This is a genomic window from Caballeronia sp. M23-90, from assembly GCF_053574605.1.
Window position 1 is genome coordinate 1 of record NZ_JBSIPA010000075.1, and the last position, 19408, is coordinate 19408.

The following is a 19408-nucleotide window of genomic DNA, read 5'->3' on the forward strand; positions in this document are numbered from 1 at the left end:
GCGCGAGGAGGCCGAAGGCGAGGCGATTCGCGTGTTTGCGCGCAATCTGAAGGATCTTTTGCTGGCAGCGCCGGCGGGTCCGAAGGCGGTTATCGGACTGGATCCGGGCATGCGTACCGGCGTGAAAAGGTGCAGCCGAATATCGAAAACGACTTGCTGACGAATCTGCGCGAGGAGGCCGAAGGCGAGGCGATTCGCGTGTTTGCGCGCAATCTGAAGGATCTTTTGCTGGCAGCGCCGGCGGGTCCGAAGGCGGTTATCGGACTGGATCCGGGCATGCGTACCGGCGTGAAAGTCGCCGTGGTCGATCGCACCGGCAAGCTGCTCGCGACCGATGTCATCTATCCTCACGAGCCGCGTCGCGACTGGGATGGCTCGCTCGCGAAGCTCGCGCGCATCGCGGCGCAGACGCAAGCCGAGCTGATCAGTATCGGCAATGGCACCGCTTCGCGCGAGACGGACAAGCTCGCAAGCGAGCTGATCGCGAAACACCCGGAATTGAAGCTGCAGAAGATCGTGGTGTCGGAAGCAGGGGCATCGATTTATTCGGCATCCGAACTGGCATCGAAAGAATTTCCTGATCTGGATGTGACCTTGCGCGGCGCTGTTTCCATCGCACGGCGCTTGCAGGATCCGCTCGCAGAACTCGTCAAGATCGACCCGAAGGCGATTGGCGTTGGCCAGTATCAGCACGACGTGAATCAGCGCGACCTCGCCCGCTCGCTCGACGCCGTCGTCGAAGATTGCGTGAACGCCGTCGGCGTGGACGCGAACACGGCATCGGTGGCGCTGCTTGCACGCGTGTCCGGTCTGAACGCGACATTGGCGCGCAATATCGTCGATTTCCGCGATGCCAACGGCCCCTTCGCTTCACGCGATCAGTTGAAAAAAGTCCCCCGTCTCGGCGATAAAACCTTCGAACAAGCTGCGGGATTCCTGCGCATCAACAACGGCGCCAATCCGCTCGACCGGTCGTCGGTACATCCGGAAGCGTATCCGGTCGTCGAACGGATCCTGGCGAAAATAAAGAAACACGCCGCCGATGTGATGGGCAAACGCGAAGCGTTGTCAGGCTTGTCGCCGGCGGATTTCGTCGATGACCGGTTTGGTCTTCCCACCGTGCGTGACATTCTGGCCGAGCTCGAAAAACCCGGCCGTGATCCGCGCCCCGAGTTCAAGACGGCCACGTTCCGCGAAGGCGTCGAAAAGCTCTCCGACCTGACGCCGGGCATGATCCTGGAAGGCGTGGTCACGAACGTGGCGGCGTTTGGCGCGTTTATCGATATCGGCGTGCATCAGGATGGACTCGTGCATGTGTCGGCGATGTCGACGAAGTTCATCAAGGACCCGCACGAGGTGGTGAAAGCCGGTCAGGTGGTGAAGGTGAAAGTGCTCGAAACGGATGTGAAGCGCCAGCGGATCGCACTGACCATGCGTCTTGACGATGACTTCGCGCCTGAGGGCGGTACGGCGCAGCAACAGCAACGCGGCGGGCAGGATCGCCGCGGCGGTAGTGCCGGAGGTGGCAGCGCCCGCGATGTCCGCGGCAACAGCGGCAGCCGGCGCGAGCCGGAAGCAGCCAGCAGCGCAATGGCAGCGGCGTTCGCAAAGCTGAAGAAATAGGTCCTCGCAATCGACGAAGCAGAAACAAGAACGGCCCATCTTTCGATGGGCCGTTTGTCTTCCTCAGTCAAACATGACGATCAAATCTCGATCTTCGTCCCGAGTTCGACCACACGATTAGCCGGAATGCTGAAGAAGTCCGTTGGCTTCGCGGCATTCTGATGCATCCACGCGAACACACGCTCGCGCCATACCGACATGCCCGGCAATTGCGTCGGCACCACCGTCTCGCGCGCCATGAAGAACGAGGTGTCCATAAGCTCGAATGTCATGTCGTGTGTGCGCCCGATTTCCATCAGCACAGCCTTCACATCCGGCGTTTCATTGAAGCCGTACTGCGCCTTCACGAGGAACAACCCCCCGCCCGCGTCTTTCACTTCCACGCGGGTAGCATCGTCCACGTAAGGGACATCGCGCGTGGCGAAATTCAGGAAGATCGTGCGCTCGTGGAGAACCTTGTTGTGCTTCAGGTTATGCAGCAAGCTCACCGGCACGAGCGAATCGCTGCCGGTCAGGTAGATCGCCGTACCCGACACCCGATGCGGCGGGTGCGCAAGCAGACCCTGCAGGAACGGCATCAGCGGAATACCATCGGCGGCGGTCCGGTCCTTGACGATCATGCGGCCCTTGAACCACGTCATCAGCAGGAAAAACAACACCCCGCCGATACCCAACGGCAGCCAGCCGCCCTGCTCGATCTTGAGCAGGCTGGCGCCGAAAAACCCGACATCGATGATAAAGAACACGCTGATGATCGCGCCCACCAGGAACTTGTTCCATCCCCACAGCTTGGTCATCACCACCGACGCGAGAATGGTCGTGACCAGCATGGTCGCGGTGACGGCAAGCCCGTATGCAGCCGCGAGATTCTCGGAGCTCTTGAAGCCGATCACGATGCACAGGATGATGAACAGCAGCATCCAGTTCACGACCGGAATATAGATCTGCCCAATAGCCAGATCCGACGTATGCAGGATCTTCATGCGCGGCACGTAGCCGAGCTGGATGGCCTGGCTCGTCAGCGAATAGGCGCCGGAGATCACCGCTTGCGATGCAATCACGGTCGCAATGGTCGACAGGATCACGAGCGGCAGCAACGCCCAGTCGGGCGCCATCAGGAAGAACGGACTTTCGCGCGCTTCGGGCGAATGCATCAGCAGCGCGCCCTGGCCAAAGTAATTCAGCAGCAGCGAGGGCATGACGAGGCCGTACCAGCCGTATCGAATGGGCTTGGCGCCAAAGTGTCCCATGTCGGCATAAAGCGCTTCAGCGCCGGTCAGCACCAGCACGACCGAGCCCAGCACGATATACGCTTGCAACACATGCGCCTGCATGAACGAAAACGCGTAGTACGGATTCAATGCGACCAACACACGCGGTGCCTGAACGATGTGAAACACGCCCATCACAGCAAGCGTCACGAACCACACCAGCATGATCGGCCCGAACAGCTTGCCGACCACCGACGTGCCGCGCCGCTGAATCCAGAACAGCGCGATCAAGATGACGATGGTGATCGGAATCACGTAGTTCGCGAGCCGCGGCGAGGCAATTTCAAGCCCTTCCACCGCCGATATCACCGACATGGCCGGCGTAATCACGGCGTCGCCATAAAACATGCAGGCGCCGAAGATGCCGAGCATCATCAGCACGCCGGTGGCGCGTCCCGATTCCTTCAACGTGCGCAGCGCGAGCGTCATGAGCGCGAGCACGCCACCTTCGCCGTTGTTGTCGGCGCGCATGACGAACAGCACGTATTTGATGCCCACCACGATCACGATCGCCCAGAACAGCAGCGAAATGACCCCGAGGACGGAAGCTTCATTGAGTTCGATGCCATGCGTTTTGCTGAACGCTTCTTTCAGCGCGTACAGCGGGCTCGTACCAATGTCACCAAACACGACTCCGATAGCGGCAAGCGCCAGAGCAGGAAGTGGTTGTTTGCGCTCATGCGCGTGGGTCACTGTTGTCATAAACGCGGCGGAGCCGTCCTGATCGGAAAAAACGAACGCCATTCTAACGCCGCGCCTGTCGCCTCACCGCCGTGTTGTGATACCGCGACGACGGGCGCATTTAGGCGATTTGACATTGCGGCGAAGTCACTAAGCTGCATGGGCGATGAACATGAAAATGCCGTTCGAACATCCTAACAGGCATTCGAACGGCATCTTGGGTGGAACGGCGTAACAGCCGCCGTGCCGAAATGGAACAAACGATCAGCTACGTTCGTCGTGCAGACCGCGCTTGATCCACGCACCGAGGTTGTGCGGCCGGACCGTATCCCATTCCTCGAACGGCTGATGAATCCACGGGTTCGTTTCGAGGAACTGAACGAAATAATCGGGCTTCACGGTCGAGCAGCCTTTATACCAAAGGACGGCAGAGCGCACGGCGGTTACCGCCGGATAACGCTCCTTCAGATGCTGCTGAACGCGCGAAAGCGTGACGCCTGAATCGACCAGATCGTCGACGAGCAGCACGTTGCCGGAGAGTTCCCCGCGCGTCATCGTGATGTATTGACCGATGTCGAGCGCCCCCTGCTCCGTTCCCGCCGCCTCGCGATACGAACTCGTCGCGAGGATCGCGAGCGGCAGATCATAGATGCGCGAAAGCTGGTCGCCTACGCGCAGGCCGCCGCGCGCGAGACACAGGATATTGTCGAACTTCCAGCCTGAGTCGTGCACGGACAGCGCCAGCAGTTCGATCAGCCGGTGATATTCGTCCCAGCCCACCCACAGGTTCCGGTCGTCGTTGCGCGGGTCTTTCATCGCGATCATGGTCAAACTCTTTTAAATACGTGCAACGGTTGAAAATGCAAAGTGGCCGCACATTCGCGGCCACTTGGTCTTTGCCAGACGCCCGAGGTCTTAAACCTTGAACGGGTGACGCAGCAGGATGGTTTCGTCGCGATCCGGACCCGTCGACACCATGTCTATAGGCACGCCCGCCACTTCCTGCACACGCGACAGATACTTGCGCGCGGTTTCCGGCAAGCGGTCCCATTGCGTGATGCCGATGGTGCTTTCCTTCCAGCCGCCGAACGTTTCGTAGATCGGCTCGCAACGCGCCACTTCCGAGGCGCCGCGCGGCAGGATGTCGACGTCCTTGCCGTCGAGCTTGTAGCCCACGCAGAGCTTCACTTCTTCCAGGCCGTCCAGCACATCGAGCTTGGTCATGCACAGGCCCGAGATCCCGTTGATCTGAATGGAGCGGCGCAGCGCAGCGGCGTCGAGCCAGCCGGTGCGGCGCGGACGGCCGGTCACCGAGCCGAATTCCTTGCCGACGGTGGCAAGCGTCAGGCCAATCTGTTCCTGACGATTCACGTTGTCCGCATCATACAACTCGCTTGGGAACGGACCCGCACCCACGCGCGTGCAATATGCTTTCGTGATGCCGAGGATGTAGTTCAGTTTCTGCGGACCCACGCCCGCGCCCGAGGTTGCCGCGCCCGCCACGCAGTTGCTCGACGTGACATACGGGTACGTGCCGTGGTCGATGTCGAGCAGCGTGCCTTGCGCACCTTCGAACAAGAGGTTGCGGCCGGCGTGGTTCTCGTCGTAAAGGCGACGCGAGACGTCCGTCACCATGGGCGCGAGGCGCTCGGCGTAACCGAACATGGTGTCGAGCGTTTGCTGAAAATCCACCGCCGGCGCGCCGAGATAACCCGTCAGCACGAAGTTGTGGAAGTCCAGCGTTTCGCGCAGACGTTCAGCGAATACGTCGCGGTCGTACAGGTCCTGCACGCGCAGGCCACGGCGGCCGACCTTGTCCTCGTACGCCGGTCCGATACCGCGTCCCGTCGTGCCGATCTTCGCCGCGCCACGACGTGCTTCGCGCGCCTGGTCGATGGCAATGTGATACGGCAGGATCAGGTTGGCGGCTTCGGAAATGAACAGGCGCTTCTGGACGTCGATACCCGCCGTTTCCAGTTCGCCGATTTCCTTGAAGAGCGCTTCGGGCGACAAAACCACGCCGTTGCCGATGTAGCAAGCCGTGCCGGCGCGCATGATGCCCGACGGAATCAGGCGAAGAATGGTCTTCTTGCCGCCGATAATGAGCGTATGGCCGGCGTTATGACCGCCCTGGAAGCGCACGACGCCTTGGGCGTGGTCCGTCAACCAGTCGACGATCTTGCCCTTGCCTTCATCACCCCACTGGGTGCCGACCACGACGACGTTGCGCCCCGGGTTCACATTCACTGCGCTGGCAGACATGTCAATTTGATAGCTGGTTAAAAAAGCATTTTACCTATGTTCGCCGAAGGTTCCGAGTTTTTCCCGGTATTTGCGAACGGATATCGACCGAAAGTCGATCGGATGAGGCTGAAGTTTTGTCTGGGGTTATATGCCGCTCGCGCATCAAAAACGCTTGCAGCAAGCCCCGAAGCCGCTAGGAACGGGCCTCGACGACCCATGTCCCGTTGCGCTCGACCAGCACGCGGTCGAACGCAAACTCGTCGAGATCATGGTCGTGTCCGGGCAACGCCTGGATCACGACTTCGCCGGCATCGCGCAGTTTCGCGACCGCCGTCTGCAGCGGTTCGTCATGGTTCCACGGGGCGAGGACCGCGCTGCCGCGGGCATCGACAGGAGAAATGCGCGCGACTTCACGCAGATCGAGCGAGAAACCGGTTGCGGGACGTGCGCGGCCATAGGCCTGGCCAACGTCGTCGTAGCGGCCGCCTCGCGCAACCGCGTTCGGCACGCCGTCCACGTAGGCCGAGAACATCACGCCGCTGTGATACGCGTAGCCGCGAAGATCGGCGAGATCGATCATCAGCTCGGCGCCGTGCGCCTGCGCCGCGAGGAACGCGAGGTCGTCGAGCGCCCGGCCGATGACCGGCAAATTCGGCAAGCGTGCGCGCGCTTCATCGAGTACTGATGCATCGCCGTAGAGTGACGGCAACGCCCGCAGCGCGTCGCGGGCGACATCGCCGAGTCTGGACGTGAGTTCGTTCAGACGCGGTACGTCCTTCGCGCCGAGCGCGTCGTAGAGCGACTCACCGAGCGCGGCAGCGCCAGGTTCGAGGTCGAGCAAAGCCGCCAGGACGCCCGCGTGGCACAAGTCGAGACGCACCTTGTTCAAACCGCTCAGACGCAGCGAATCGAGCATCAATTGCTGGATTTCCAGATCCGCTTCCAGCCCGGCGTGGCCGTAGATTTCCGCGCCGATCTGGATCTGCTCGCGCGTCGCGTGCAAGCCACGCGGACGCGTATGTAGCACATTGCCCGCGTAACACAGGCGCGTCACGCCTTGCCGATTCAGCAAATGCGCATCGATGCGCGAAACCTGCGGCGTGATGTCAGCGCGCAGGCCGAGCGTGCGCCCGGACAATTGGTCGACGAGCTTGAACGTGCGCAGGTTGAGGTCGCTGCCGCCGCTGGTGAGCAGCGATTCGAGGTACTCGAGCATCGGCGGCATCACGAGTTCGTAGCCGTACGAACGAAAACGATCGAGCAGCCGGCGGCGCAACTCTTCAATCTTGCGCGCTTCGGACGGCAAGACGTCGGCGATATTCTCGGGAAGTAACCAGGTGGACATCGGGGCGTTTCCTACGGAACGTTTTTGAGCGCGGCGATGCGAGGTAAAGGTGGCACCGCCGGTCGGTCAGGATAATCTTTTGATCTGCGGGTGGCTACGGACTCGGCCAGCCTCGACGCAATTCAGGTCGCAATCAGCAGCAGAATCACGCCGAGCGCCATCGCGATCAGGCCGCCGATCCGAATCTGGTGCGGCGGCCGTTGAGCGATCCGGCGGAACGTGTCGCGCCAGGAATTGGGGAAGACGAACGGAAACATCCCTTCGATAATCAGCATCAACGCAATCGCGAGCAGTAACGATGCAGCCATATCCATTCAATAGATGGCGCCGCGGCTCGCACCGCGACGATTGGAGCTCAGCGCTTGCGCGCGGGCGCCGGGGTGGTGGCATCGGCGGCGCTCGGCGCAGCACCGTTCGGGCTGCGCATGAAGCGGAAGAAATCGCTGCTCGGATCGACAACCATCACATCGCCGGCATTGAACGTCTTTTTATACGCTTCAAGGCTTTGATAGAACTGGTAGAACTGCGGATCGACGCCGTACGCATCTGCGGCAATCGACGCAGCACGGCCATCGCCCTCGCCCTTGATGGTCTGCGCTTCCTTGTAGGCATCGGCGAGAATGGCTTCCTGCTGACGATCCGCATTCGCCTTGATTGCGTCTGCGTCAGCCGTGCCCTTCGCGCGTTCTTCGGCCGCCGCTTGCTGGCGTGCTGCGATCATGCGCTTGTAGACGGAATCCGCCACCGCAGCCGGAAAGTCGATGCGCGTCAGTTGCACATCCACGAGTTCCACGCCGAACGCCGCTGCCGGCTGCTCGATCGCCTTCTGCGCTTCCGTCCCGATAGCCTGCTGCTCGCCGAGCACATCGGCCAGCGGACGCTTCGTGAACGACGACGTCAGCGCCGTGCGCGTGAGCGCGGCCAGACGGTCCTGCGCGGTCTGCGTGTTCTTTTCGTTGCTCACAAAAAGCTTGAGCGGGTCCGCGACACGATACTTGATGACCGTATTCACGATCACCTCGTTCTTGTCCGACGTATTGAAACGGTCAGTGCCCGCTTCGTCGATGGTGAGCGTACGCGTGTCGATCAGCGTCAGCGTCTGAAACGGCGGCGGCAGCTTGAAATGCAGGCCGGGCGTGACGAGCTTGGGGTCACCGCCGCCGTGCGCGGTGACTACGCCGGCGTGGCGTTCGTCGACCACGAACATCATGGAAGAGCCGATAAACAACACGACCACGACGGCAACTACCAGCGCAACGATTCGATTCATGATCGCGCTCCTCATTGCGTGTCGTCTTCACGCGAGCGCGAACGGAACGCGTCGCGCGAGCGCAATGGATCGCCACCGGTCGACTGCGCCGATCCAGATGCCGATGTCGACGATGCAGCCACGGCGCTGGCCGCAGTGCTGGCGGAGGCAGATTGCGCCGCAACGGCCGATGTTGCCTGCGCGCTTTCGCTGCGCGCATCCTGCGTGATCGACGTGCCGACGCTCGCGGGCGCTGCGCCAACCGGCTGGTTCGCTACACTTGCCGAAGGAGCCGAAGCGTCCGATGCACCGCTTGCCGGAGCGGCCGCGCTCGCACGCTGACGGTTTGCATCGACGAGCTTGTCGAGCGGCAAATAAACCACGTTATTCGAGCTCTTGCTGTCGACGAACACCTTCGTCGCCCGCGAATAAATCTGCTGCATTGTGTCCAGATACATGCGTTGACGAATCACTGCCGGCGCCTTCGAATATTCTGCATAAACCTGCTTGAAACGCTCGGCATTGCCTTGCGCCTGCGAAACGGCCCGGTTGCTATAACCCTTGGCTTCGTCGATCATGCGCGCCGCGTCCGTCTTCGCGCGGGGAAGCAATTGATCGGCGTAGGCCTTGGCTGTATCCACCGCGCGTTCGTTGTCCTGGCGCACCTTCGCCGCTTCCTCGAACGCGGGTTGAACCTGCGCGGGCACCTGTACGCTCTGAATGGTCACGCCGGTCACCTGCAAACCGGTCTTGTACGAATCAAGCGATGCCTGGATCCGGTCGACCAGCTTCGCACGCAATGCTTCGTGGTCCTTGAACAGCAGTTCGTCCGTGCTGTGCGTGCCTGCGATCTCGCGGATGGCGGCCTGCGCCGATTCCGTCACGTTCTGCTCCGGATCGAGATTGCGGAACAGATAGTCGGTCGCCGACTTGATCTGATACTGCACGGCAAAGCGCACGTCGACGATATCCGCGTCGTGCGTGAGCAGCGACGCGTCGCGAACGTTGGCTTGCGTGAGCGTGTTATTGCGGCCGATATCGACCGAACGGATCTGCGACGTATTGACGATCTCGTGCGATTCGAACGGATATGGCAGACGCCAGTGGACGCCCTGATCCGCCTGGCCTTCGTACTTGCCAAAGCGCGACACCACGCCCACGTTCCCGTCCTGCACGACAAACACGCCGCTGCCGAGATAGATCGCGATCAGCGCGCCGACAACAATGCCCAGTCCGATCTTCGCGGTGCGGCCGTTATCCGGACGCGGACCGCCGCCGGCCGGCTTCTTGCCGAACAGGCCTGCAAGCTTCTTGTTGAAGTCGCGCCACATTTCGTCGAGATCCGGCGGTCCTTCGCCATCCTTGTCCTTCGATGGACGCTTCTGTTCCTGCGGACGCTTCGGGTCCTGGCCTTTATTTTCGCCATTGCCGTCGCCCCGCCCCCAGCGCGGGTCGTTGATCGAAAAGACGGCATGCGAAAGCTGCCGGGTACTCCGCTCGTTGTAGTCGTTCACTCGGTGATTCACCATTAGACAGCCGGGTCAATGCAAATCGGAACAGATCAGTGCCCGTGCTCGGGGACCTTGCGGTCTTCACTTTCGTCGGCTGACCGGTGGTCTTCCGGTAGCGTGGTTCCGTCGTCGGATGTGCTATCCATGGACTCCGGCACGATTGTGCCGTCCGGAAGTTCCGTGTACTCGTTGTTATCTTTAGGTTCGGAAGCTGCAAATTCGGCGATGGCAGCGCGCAGCGCGTCGAGTCCCTGACCCGTTCGCGCGCTCAAAAATACGCGCAAAATATTACCATACTCGTCCCTTTCAACCGGATCGTTGCGGGCCGCGAGTTCAGGCACTGCATCGATCTTGTTGAATACGAGAATTTGCGGAACGCCGTCGGCGCCGATACTGCTCAGCACCTTGTTCACTTCCTCGATCTGGTCGAGCCGCACCATGCTCGATGCATCGACGACATGCAGCAGCAAGTCGGCCTGTACCGTTTCCTCGAGCGTCGCGCGGAATGCCGCAACCAGTTGGTGAGGCAGGTCGCGAATGAACCCGACCGTGTCGGACACCACCGCCTGTCCCGCTTCCTCGCCGAGATAAACCCGGCGCGAGGTTGTATCGAGAGTGGCGAACAACTGGTCCGCCGCATACGCCTGCGCCTTCGTCAGCGCATTGAACAGCGTGGACTTGCCCGCGTTCGTATAACCCACGAGAGAAACCGACGTGGTCCGGTTGCGCTCCCGCTGACGGCGCTGCGTGCCATGCTGGCGTTGCAGCTTCGCAAGCCGCGCCTTCAACGCCTTGATACGCTCGCCGATCAACCGGCGGTCGGTTTCAAGCTGTGTTTCACCCGGTCCGCGCAGGCCGATACCACCCTTCTGCCGCTCGAGGTGAGTCCACGCACGAATCAATCGTGTGGACAGATACTGGAGCTGAGCGAGTTCGACCTGCAGCTTGCCTTCGTGACTGCGGGCACGCTGCGCGAAAATATCGAGGATGAGACTGGTGCGGTCGATCACTCGGCGCTCGAGCGCCGTTTCCAGGTTCCGCTGCTGCGCGGGTGCCAGAGCATGATTGAAGATGACGAGTTCCACGTCGTTGGCAACGCAGGCGAGGCGCAGCTCTTCGACTTTGCCGCTGCCGACAAACATCTTGGCATCAGGGCTGGAACGGCGACCGGTCAGGGTGACGGCGGGATGGGCACCCGCACTTTGTGCGAGCAGACTGAGTTCTTCGAGACTGGCGTCGAAATCGATTTTTCCGAAGTCGACACCCACAAGCGCTGCGTTGATCAAATTGATGTTTTCATTTTGAAGCGACCGGTGAATTAGCAAGTTCATTCATGCCATTACACCGGACGCTGCGAGGTTTAGGGCGTTTCAGCATCCGGGTGGAAATTCACCGGACGCGCTGGCACGACCGTGGAAATGGCGTGCTTGTAGACCATCTGGGTCACGGTGTTACGGAGCAACACGACGTACTGGTCGAACGATTCAATATTGCCTTGCAGCTTGATGCCGTTGACCAAGTAGATCGACACCGGCACATGCTCTTTTCGCAGTGCGTTCAAAAACGGGTCTTGTAACAATTGCCCTTTGTTGCTCATAGCAAACTCCGTATTATTTTTGCAGGTTAACGTGATTGCGACGAAGAAAAAGAGATCCGCCGTCAATCGCTACACTATAGCCGATTTTCATTTTCGCACCAGCGCGCCCCGCCCGTCCAAATCCGCCGAAACGCTTGATGCACGCGGGATTCAGGCCGGCATCAGCCCTTATCCGCGTAAGGATTCGCACTCGAACGAAACTCTATTCGCAATGGAGTCCCAACCAGCCCGAAAGTTTCTCTGAAGCGTCCTTCCAGATAACGTTTGTAGGTGTCCGTGATCGCGTCGAGCGCGTTGCCGTGCACGACAATGATCGGGGGATTCTGCCCGCCCTGGTGCGCATAGCGCAGCTTCGGACGGATCGGACCACGGCGCCGGGGCTGCTGGAACTCCACTGCGTCAATGAGGGCGCGCGTGAGCTTCGGCGTGGGCAGCTTTGCCATGGCCGCGGCGTAAGCGTCATCGACGGATTTCATCAACTGGCTAATACCGGTTTTCTCCAGCGCCGAGACGTAATGGAATTTAGCAAAGTCCAAAAACTTGAGCTTGCGCGTGAGGTCCGCCTTGGTGCGCTCGCGCACATGCGAATCGAGTCCGTCCCACTTGTTCACGCCAACGACCAGCGCGCGGCCTTGTTCCACTACGAATCCGGCGATGTGCGCATCCTGCTCGGAGATGTCCTGTTGTGCATCGAGCAGCAGGATCACCACGTTCGCGTCTGAAATGGACTGCAGCGTCTTCACCACCGAAAACTTCTCGATCGCTTCGAATACCTTGCCGCGACGACGCAAACCCGCTGTATCGATCAACGTGTACTTGCGGCCACTTCGCTCGAAATCAACATAGATGGAATCGCGCGTGGTGCCGGGCATGTCGAACGCAATCACGCGCTCTTCGCCAACCAGCGCATTGATCAGCGTCGACTTGCCGACATTCGGGCGTCCCACGATGGCGATCTTCACGCCACGTGCCGCCTTTTCTTCGGGATCTTCTTCCGGCTGTCCGGCGTAAGCGATCTCGAGCGCATCGCCGATCATCTCCGTCACACCGTCGCCGTGCGCGGCTGAAATGGCGCGCGGGTCGCCCAGGCCCAGTTCGTAGAAGTCCGCGGCCACCGCGCTGTACTTCATGCCTTCGGCCTTGTTGACCACGAGGAACAACGGCCGGCCCGTCTTGCGCAGGTAGTCGGCGATCGCCTTGTCTTGCGGCGCGAGCCCGTTGCGGCCGTCGGTGATGAACACGACGATGTCGGACTCTTCCACTGCCTGGCGTGTCTGGCGAGCCATCTCGTGCAGGATGCCGTCTTTTGCGACAGGCTCGAAACCGCCGGTATCGACGACCAGATAAGGACGGTCGCCCACACGGCCTTCACCGTAATGGCGGTCGCGCGTAAGACCGGGCAAGTCGGCGACGAGCGCATCGCGCGAGCGCGTCAGGCGGTTGAAGAGCGTCGATTTCCCCACATTGGGGCGCCCCACGAGGGCAATTACGGGTTTCATCAGATGGTGTTCTTGGTTGAACGCAGGGCGGATCATTCCGGCCCGGCGCGCGCCGGATGTCACTCCGGAAACGGCGAACCGCGAGTTTGCGGTCCGGCGATGTGTCGAAAATTAGCACGGTTCGAGCGGATGGATCGCAGGATGCAGCGTTTCTGCTGCTCCGGCTCCTGGTTCATGGCCGCTTTCATCGCGTTCGGGACGCACTTGGAACGCCTTACGTGTTGTCTGGCGTTGCGTTTGCCGTTGTCAATACTGCTTGTGCGCTTATTTGCCGCACGACAGGTCCGTCACGTGCAGCGTTGATCAATCGATTCTATTCGCACGGCGCGGACTCAAAAAACAAAAAAGTCCGCAAAAACACGAGCGGCCGGCAAAACCGGCGCGCTCATCAGGTCAAACCAACTCATTAACGCGGGCGGAAACCATACAGGCCGCCGTCATGTGTCTGGATCACGAGCGTGTCGCCCGCCAGCACCGGCGCAGCCGTGATTGCGCTGCCGTCGGTCTTCGCGCGGCCAACGAACTCGCCATTGGTTGCCGACAGGAAGTGCACAAATCCTTGATAGTCGCCGACCACGACCGCGCGACCCAGGATGAACGGCACGCTGACCGTGCGATTCTTCAGCTTGTCGTTCTTCCAGAGGACGGTTCCATCGATACCGCTAAATGCGTTCACCACCGACCAGTCGTCGCCTGCTGCCACGATCTCGTTGTCCTGCGCGAGACCGCTGTCGCTCGAGAAGTTCTTTTCCCATTGCGGACGGCCCGAATTCGCATCGAAACAGCCGATACGGCCCTGGAACGTCACCGCGCAGGTCACGGATCCGACCAGCGTCGGTGCGCCCGTCACGTCGTTGATACGCTCGACTTCGGTCACGCCCTTGGGGAACGAAACCGGCGCTTGCCAGTAAGCGTCGCCGGTCTGCAGGTTGATCGCCGCAAACGTGCCGCCCGGGAAACCCGCCAGCACCGCCTGCGATGCCGCGAACGTCATGCCGGCAGCCACACGCAGGTTCAGCGGTACGGCGCGCGTCTGGAACATCCACTTCTGCTCGCCGGTCACCGAATTGAACGCGACGATCTTGCCGTCGATAGTCCGTACAACCACGAGGTCGTTACCCACGAGCGGCGGCGAGATGATTTCGCCCGGCGCCGTAGCCGTCCACAATTGCTTGCCGTCGGGTCCGAGCACGTACACATTGCCCTTCAGCCCGCCGACTGCAGTCAGGTTGCCGTCGCTGCCCACGCCCGCCGACAGATCGTCTTTCAGCTTGATGCGCCACACGTCCTGACCGGTCTTCGCATCGATCTTCGCGACCGTGCCGTTCGCGCCTGCTGCATAAACAGCATCGCCGATGGCAACCGGCGAGAACAGGTAACGTCCGGCCTTGCCGACGCTCGCCTTCCAGGCCTGCTCCACATTCAGGACAGGCTTGATCTCGACAAGCGGAGTCGGCACCCGGCGCTCGTCCTTGGTGGCACAGGCCGTGAGCATGACCGACATCGCGCAGGCGAGCGGCAGAGCGTAGCGTTTCAGAAAATTCATCGGTGGACGCAACATGGATAAAATGAAATCGGTTGATCGGTGTGCGGCGCGAGACTCAGGACTGTTCAGGTCTGACCGCTGAGAACCCGCGACTTTAACCCAGTGAGCACCGCGCCCGCACAAAGACGACGTTGCTACACGCCTATTCCGGCACGAGCGGCATCAGCCGCCCAGCGCGTCGAGCTTGAACTGAATCAGCTGGCGTGCGGACGAATCGGATTGCGGCAACGAGGTGAGCGCCAGTTTATAGGCCGCGCGCGCGTCGTCGCGCTTGCCCTGCGCCGCCAGCAAATCACCACGACGATCCGATACCACGCCCTTGAACGCGTCGAGGGGTTCGTCGGCGAGGACTTTCAGGCCGGCGTCGTAGGCTTTTTCATCGAGGAGGATCAGCGACAGTCGCAGTTTCGCGATCTGCTTGTATTCAGCATCCTTCGCGTGATCCACAGCCCACTGAAGCTGCGTCTTGGCACCGGCGCTGTCGCCACTCATGTACAGGGATTTGGCTGCGGCAAGCGCGGTCATCTGCGCGTACGCGGTGCCCCCGAACTTGTCTTCCATGTCCGACGACACACGTGTGACCAACGCCTTGTCACCCGCTGTGACTGCTTGCTGGACCTGGTCGTAGAGTACGGCGGCTTCGGCCGCCTGCCTGCGTTGCCAGAAATTCCAGCCGTTCCAGCCTGCCGCGACCACGAGCACCGCGAGCACGATCCAGGTCGTGGAGTTGCCCCATTTCGCCCACCAGGCCTTCAGGTTTTCAAGTGACTCTTGTTCTTCGTGATAGCTCATGCCCAGCGTATTCCTTGACTGCTTTTGTGTTCGCGTGCAATGCCGCGCGCCATTGTTTCGGGCCGCCGCACGGGAGTTTCCACGCGGCGCCGCCGGACAATCAGTCGGCGCTGTCGTCGGCGGTTGCCACCATCGCATTGATTAGAAATTCGGTCAAGTCTTCCACAGGCACGGTGGCCTGCTCGTTCTTTTGACCCGTTGATTCAAGCGATGAGGACCGCAACGGTTTCACGCCAACCATGCCTTGCGCGAGTTCGTTTTCGCCAAGAATGACTGCGAACGCTGCGCCGCTTGCATCGGCTTTTTTCATTTGCGACTTGAAGCTCGCCGGCGTGCCGTCCGGGCTGCAATGCAGGATGACGTCGAGACCGGTATCGCGCAAACGCTCGGCAATGATAAACGCCTGCTCCGCCGCCGCTTCACCCTGATGCACGACATAAATGTCAGTGCCTTCCGCCGCCGGCACGAGGTTTTCTTCTTTCAGCAATTCAAGAATCCGCTCGACGCCCATCGCCCAGCCGCACGCAGCCGCCGCCTTGCCGCCAAGCTGTTCGATCAGCGGGTCGTAGCGTCCGCCGCCTGCAACCGTGCCTTGCGAGCCGAGCTTGTCGGTCACCCATTCGAACACGGTCAGGTTGTAGTAATCGAGACCGCGCACCAGGCGCGGGTTGATCTTGAACGGCACGTTGTTCGCCTTCAGCAAACGCTGAACGCCTTCGAAGTGCGCGAGCGATTCGGGCCCGAGAAAATCAACGAGCTTCGGTGCGTTCTGCGCGATTTCCTGCATCGCCGGATTTTTCGTATCTAGCACGCGCAACGGGTTCGTGTAGAGGCGGCGTTTCGCTTCTTCATCGAGTGCTTCGACGTGTTGCTCGAGATAGGCAATCAATTCCTTGCGATGCGCCGCGCGCTCTTCCGGCTGGCCAAGCGAATTGAGTTCGAGACGGATGCCGGTCAGCCCGAGGTCGTCCCACAGCCGCTGACACATCATGATGATTTCAGCGTCGGTGTCCGGACCTGCGAAGCCCAGCGCTTCCACGCCGACCTGATGAAACTGCCTGTAGCGTCCGCGTTGCGGGCGCTCGTGGCGGAACATCGGGCCGACGTACCACAGCCGCTTCGGGCCGTCGTACAGCAGGTTGTGTTCGATCGTCGCGCGCACCACCGCAGCGGTGTTCTCCGGGCGCAGCGTGAGCTGCTCGCCGTTGAGCGCGTCGGTGAAGCTGTACATTTCCTTTTCGACGATGTCCGTCACCTCGCCGATGCCACGCGTGAACAGTTGCGTATGCTCGAGGATCGGCGTGCGGATCTGCTGATAGCCGTAGGCGCGCAGCATCGACTTGACGGTACTTTCGAAGAATTCGTAAAGCGCGGCGTGTTCGGGAAGGATGTCATTCATGCCCTTCACGCCGCTTAGCTTTTCCAGCTTTTTCTTGACTTCAGTCATCTGTATTTAGAGTGTTTCTGCCTGCGCGGTTTCGCGCTTGCCGTAGGTTCGCGTGACGTACTCGCTGACAATTTGCTGGAAGTCCTGGGCGATGTGTTCGCCGCGCAGCGTCTTGACCTTCACGCCATCGATGAACACCGGCGCCGCAGGATTCTCACCGGAACCGGGCAAGCTGATGCCGATATTTGCCTGCTTCGATTCGCCCGGCCCGTTCACGATGCAACCCATCACCGCAACGTGCATTTTCTCCACGCCCGGGAACTGGTCGCGCCAGACCGGCATCGAGTCACGCAGATACGTCTGAATCTGCGACGCCAGTTCCTGGAACAACGTGCTCGTGGTGCGTCCGCAGCCCGGGCAGGCAATGACCATTGGCGTGAACGAGCGCAGACCCATGGTCTGCAGGATTTCCTGCCCGACAATCACTTCGCCGGTCCGCGCGCCACCCGGTTCGGGCGTCAGCGAGATCCGGATGGTGTCGCCGATCCCTTCCTGCAAGAGCACCGACAACGCGGCCGTCGATGCCACGATGCCCTTCGATCCCATCCCTGCCTCGGTGAGCCCGAGGTGCAGCGCAAAGCTGCAGCGCTTTGCCAGTTCGCGATACACCGCGATCAGGTCCTGCACGCCGCTGACCTTGCACGACAGGATGATCTGGTCGCGCCGCAAGCCGAGTTCGACCGCGCGTTCCGCCGAGCCGATCGCCGATTGGATCAGCGCCTCGTACATCACGCTTTGCGCTTCCCAGGGCGTCGGGCGCGCGGCGTTCTCGTCCATCATGCGGGCGAGCAGATCCTGGTCGAGACTGCCCCAGTTCACGCCGATACGAACCGGCTTGTCGTACCGCGCAGCCGCTTCGATCATCTGCGCAAACTGCGTGTCGCGTTTGGCGCCGGCGCCCACGTTGCCCGGATTGATACGGTATTTCGACAACGCTTCCGCACACGCCGGATAGTCGCGCAGCAGCGTATGCCCGTTGTAGTGGAAATCGCCGACGAGCGGCACGGTCACGCCCATCCGGTCGAGTTGTTCACGTACCGCGGGGACCGCCGCCGCTGCTTCAGGCGTGTTCACCGTGATCCGGACCAGCTCAGAGCCGGCCTGCGCCAGTTCCTTGATCTGGATTGCGGTACCAATAGCGTCCGCGGTGTCGGTGTTGGTCATCGACTGGACGCGCACCGGTGAATCTCCGCCGATAGTGATGAGCTGGCCGCCCCAGCGCACGTCGACGGCATGCGATGCCCGCCGTTTCCACGATCCGCCGAAAACAGGCTCCGACGAACAAATCTTGCTTTCAATAAGGGGGTGTTGAGCTTCGGATTGCATCTAAGTGACCCTCTGCGTTGCCGGATGCCGCACGGAAGACGCGTTTCTGGAATGAATGAGACTCAAGGACAAGGATCGGCGTTTGACAATCTTTAACGCCGAAACGAAATCTTCGCACGATTTCGTGTCAAGCCTGAGGATCGAGGTCAGACGCCACGATCCGGCGCAACTTGTTACGAAGGCTCCGGCATACGATGCACGGAGCCTGCGGCACGGACTTCAACGGCTTCAGGGAAGCGAAAAACGCGCGACGTTACCCTTGGCCGGCCCGAACTTGGCGGCCTCGACCGGTTGTCCGTCGAACGTCAGCGAGTCGACGCCTGCGCGATTGCCGATCGTGACCTTGAACGGCGCGTCGCCCGCCACACGCTGCACTGAATCGGCCTTTACCAATCCTGAGAACACTTCCTTGCCGTCCTTCTGGCGGACGCTGAACCAGCTGTCCGCCGCCACCTTCAATTCGAGCGTATTCGAACCCGTGCCGACCGCAGCCGCAACGGATGCGGCTGTGGGCGCTCCGGCCTTCGCCGCATTTGTCAAGGGAACTGCAGCGGGAACACTCGCGCTTTTGGCGGCGGCGCCCTGAACTGCCGAAATGGTCGATGACGACGCCGGCAGCGCGTTCGTACCCAGCGGGCTCGGCATTGGCTGAGCGCCAGCTTGCTGCGTAGTCGCGTTGTTCTCTGCTGCGCCGCTTGCAGCCGTCGTATCGGCCGGCGCAACCGAACCGGCATTTGCGCTCGACTCTTCAGATCCAACCACGGCCGAACTCGTGCTCGTATCGCCGCCGGCTGACTGGCCCGTACCATTAGCGCTTGCTTTGAAACGGGCAAGCCACGCGGCGGAGTCACCGCCGGTATGCCACATTGCGAGCGCGATCACCGCAACGACTACAGCCGCCACGCCCCACAACCACGACCGGCGCTTAGGGGAACTGCCAAGCGGCACCGATACACGGCCTCGCGGCAATCCTGCACCCGACGATGCCGGCAACGACAAATTCTGTTCAACCGGACCGTTCGCCTGGCGCAACGCCGCAGTGAACGGCGCCGGATCGGCGCCCATGATCTTTGCGTAGCTACGCACAATGCCGGCCGCGAAATTGCGATCGGGAAAAAGACTGAGATCGCCGCTTTCAAGCGCGCGCAACTTTTGCGGCGAGACCTTCAACCGCGCGGAGACGTCGTCAAGCGACCAGTTCTTCGCCTCGCGAAGCTGCGTCAGACGCGCCCCTACCGCTGCGACCGATTCAAGGCGCGCGGCCTGGATTCCACCCA

The 19408-nt window shown here is 61.1% G+C and carries 15 protein-coding genes and 1 pseudogene; 1 reads left to right on the top strand and 15 read right to left on the bottom strand.

Features of this window, described 5'->3' with window-relative positions:
* Positions 1-120: 120 nt before the first annotated feature.
* A pseudogene (locus ACRXB1_RS10540) lies at positions 121-1623 on the top strand (helix-hairpin-helix domain-containing protein); the annotation flags it as partial.
* A gap of 80 nt (positions 1624-1703) precedes the next feature.
* Here ACRXB1_RS10540 and ACRXB1_RS10545 read toward each other — a convergent pair.
* The 15 genes from ACRXB1_RS10545 to ACRXB1_RS10615 form a co-directional block, all read right to left on the bottom strand.
* Positions 1704-3596, bottom strand: a complete 1893-nt coding sequence (locus ACRXB1_RS10545; RefSeq protein WP_062000868.1) for a potassium transporter Kup — start codon at positions 3594-3596, stop codon at positions 1704-1706.
* A gap of 243 nt (positions 3597-3839) precedes the next feature.
* The gene (locus ACRXB1_RS10550; RefSeq protein ID WP_061999527.1) at positions 3840-4400 is read right to left on the bottom strand and encodes a phosphoribosyltransferase; all 561 of its coding nucleotides are present in this window, start codon (positions 4398-4400) and stop codon (positions 3840-3842) included.
* A 90-nt stretch (positions 4401-4490) separates the two neighbouring features.
* Positions 4491-5837: an adenylosuccinate synthase gene (locus tag ACRXB1_RS10555; RefSeq protein ID WP_061999528.1), complete on the bottom strand. Its 1347-nt coding sequence runs from the start codon at positions 5835-5837 to the stop codon at positions 4491-4493.
* Between the two features lie 175 nt (positions 5838-6012).
* Complete coding sequence (locus ACRXB1_RS10560; protein WP_061999529.1) at positions 6013-7164, bottom strand: ATP phosphoribosyltransferase regulatory subunit; 1152 nt, start codon at positions 7162-7164, stop codon at positions 6013-6015.
* 122 nt (positions 7165-7286) lie between these two features.
* Positions 7287-7478: a DUF2065 domain-containing protein gene (locus tag ACRXB1_RS10565; RefSeq protein ID WP_056363906.1), complete on the bottom strand. Its 192-nt coding sequence runs from the start codon at positions 7476-7478 to the stop codon at positions 7287-7289.
* Positions 7479-7519: 41 nt separating this feature from the next.
* Positions 7520-8434: a protease modulator HflC gene (hflC, locus tag ACRXB1_RS10570; protein WP_062000869.1), complete on the bottom strand. Its 915-nt coding sequence runs from the start codon at positions 8432-8434 to the stop codon at positions 7520-7522.
* An 11-nt stretch (positions 8435-8445) separates the two neighbouring features.
* Complete coding sequence (gene hflK, locus ACRXB1_RS10575) at positions 8446-9927, bottom strand: FtsH protease activity modulator HflK (RefSeq protein ID WP_062000870.1); 1482 nt, start codon at positions 9925-9927, stop codon at positions 8446-8448.
* A 47-nt stretch (positions 9928-9974) separates the two neighbouring features.
* A complete protein-coding gene (gene hflX / locus ACRXB1_RS10580; protein WP_061999530.1) occupies positions 9975-11255 on the bottom strand; it encodes a GTPase HflX in 1281 nt (426 codons plus the stop codon).
* Between the two features lie 29 nt (positions 11256-11284).
* Positions 11285-11521 (bottom strand): RNA chaperone Hfq, encoded by a 237-nt coding sequence (hfq, locus tag ACRXB1_RS10585; protein WP_031356421.1) that lies wholly within the window; start codon positions 11519-11521, stop codon positions 11285-11287.
* A gap of 161 nt (positions 11522-11682) precedes the next feature.
* On the bottom strand, positions 11683-13020 hold the full coding sequence (gene der, locus ACRXB1_RS10590) for a ribosome biogenesis GTPase Der (RefSeq protein WP_086383014.1): 1338 nt from the start codon (positions 13018-13020) through the stop codon (positions 11683-11685).
* Between the two features lie 406 nt (positions 13021-13426).
* Entirely contained in the window at positions 13427-14566 is a 1140-nt protein-coding gene (bamB, locus tag ACRXB1_RS10595; protein ID WP_061999531.1) for an outer membrane protein assembly factor BamB, read from the bottom strand.
* 162 nt (positions 14567-14728) lie between these two features.
* The gene (locus ACRXB1_RS10600) at positions 14729-15358 is read right to left on the bottom strand and encodes a YfgM family protein (RefSeq protein WP_174365405.1); all 630 of its coding nucleotides are present in this window, start codon (positions 15356-15358) and stop codon (positions 14729-14731) included.
* Between the two features lie 100 nt (positions 15359-15458).
* Entirely contained in the window at positions 15459-16805 is a 1347-nt protein-coding gene (gene hisS / locus ACRXB1_RS10605) for a histidine--tRNA ligase (protein ID WP_449491975.1), read from the bottom strand.
* Between the two features lie 6 nt (positions 16806-16811).
* Entirely contained in the window at positions 16812-18131 is a 1320-nt protein-coding gene (ispG, locus tag ACRXB1_RS10610; protein ID WP_061999534.1) for a flavodoxin-dependent (E)-4-hydroxy-3-methylbut-2-enyl-diphosphate synthase, read from the bottom strand.
* Positions 18132-18359: 228 nt separating this feature from the next.
* Positions 18360-19400, bottom strand: a complete 1041-nt coding sequence (locus ACRXB1_RS10615) for a RodZ domain-containing protein (RefSeq protein ID WP_449491976.1) — start codon at positions 19398-19400, stop codon at positions 18360-18362.
* Positions 19401-19408: the final 8 nt, after the last annotated feature.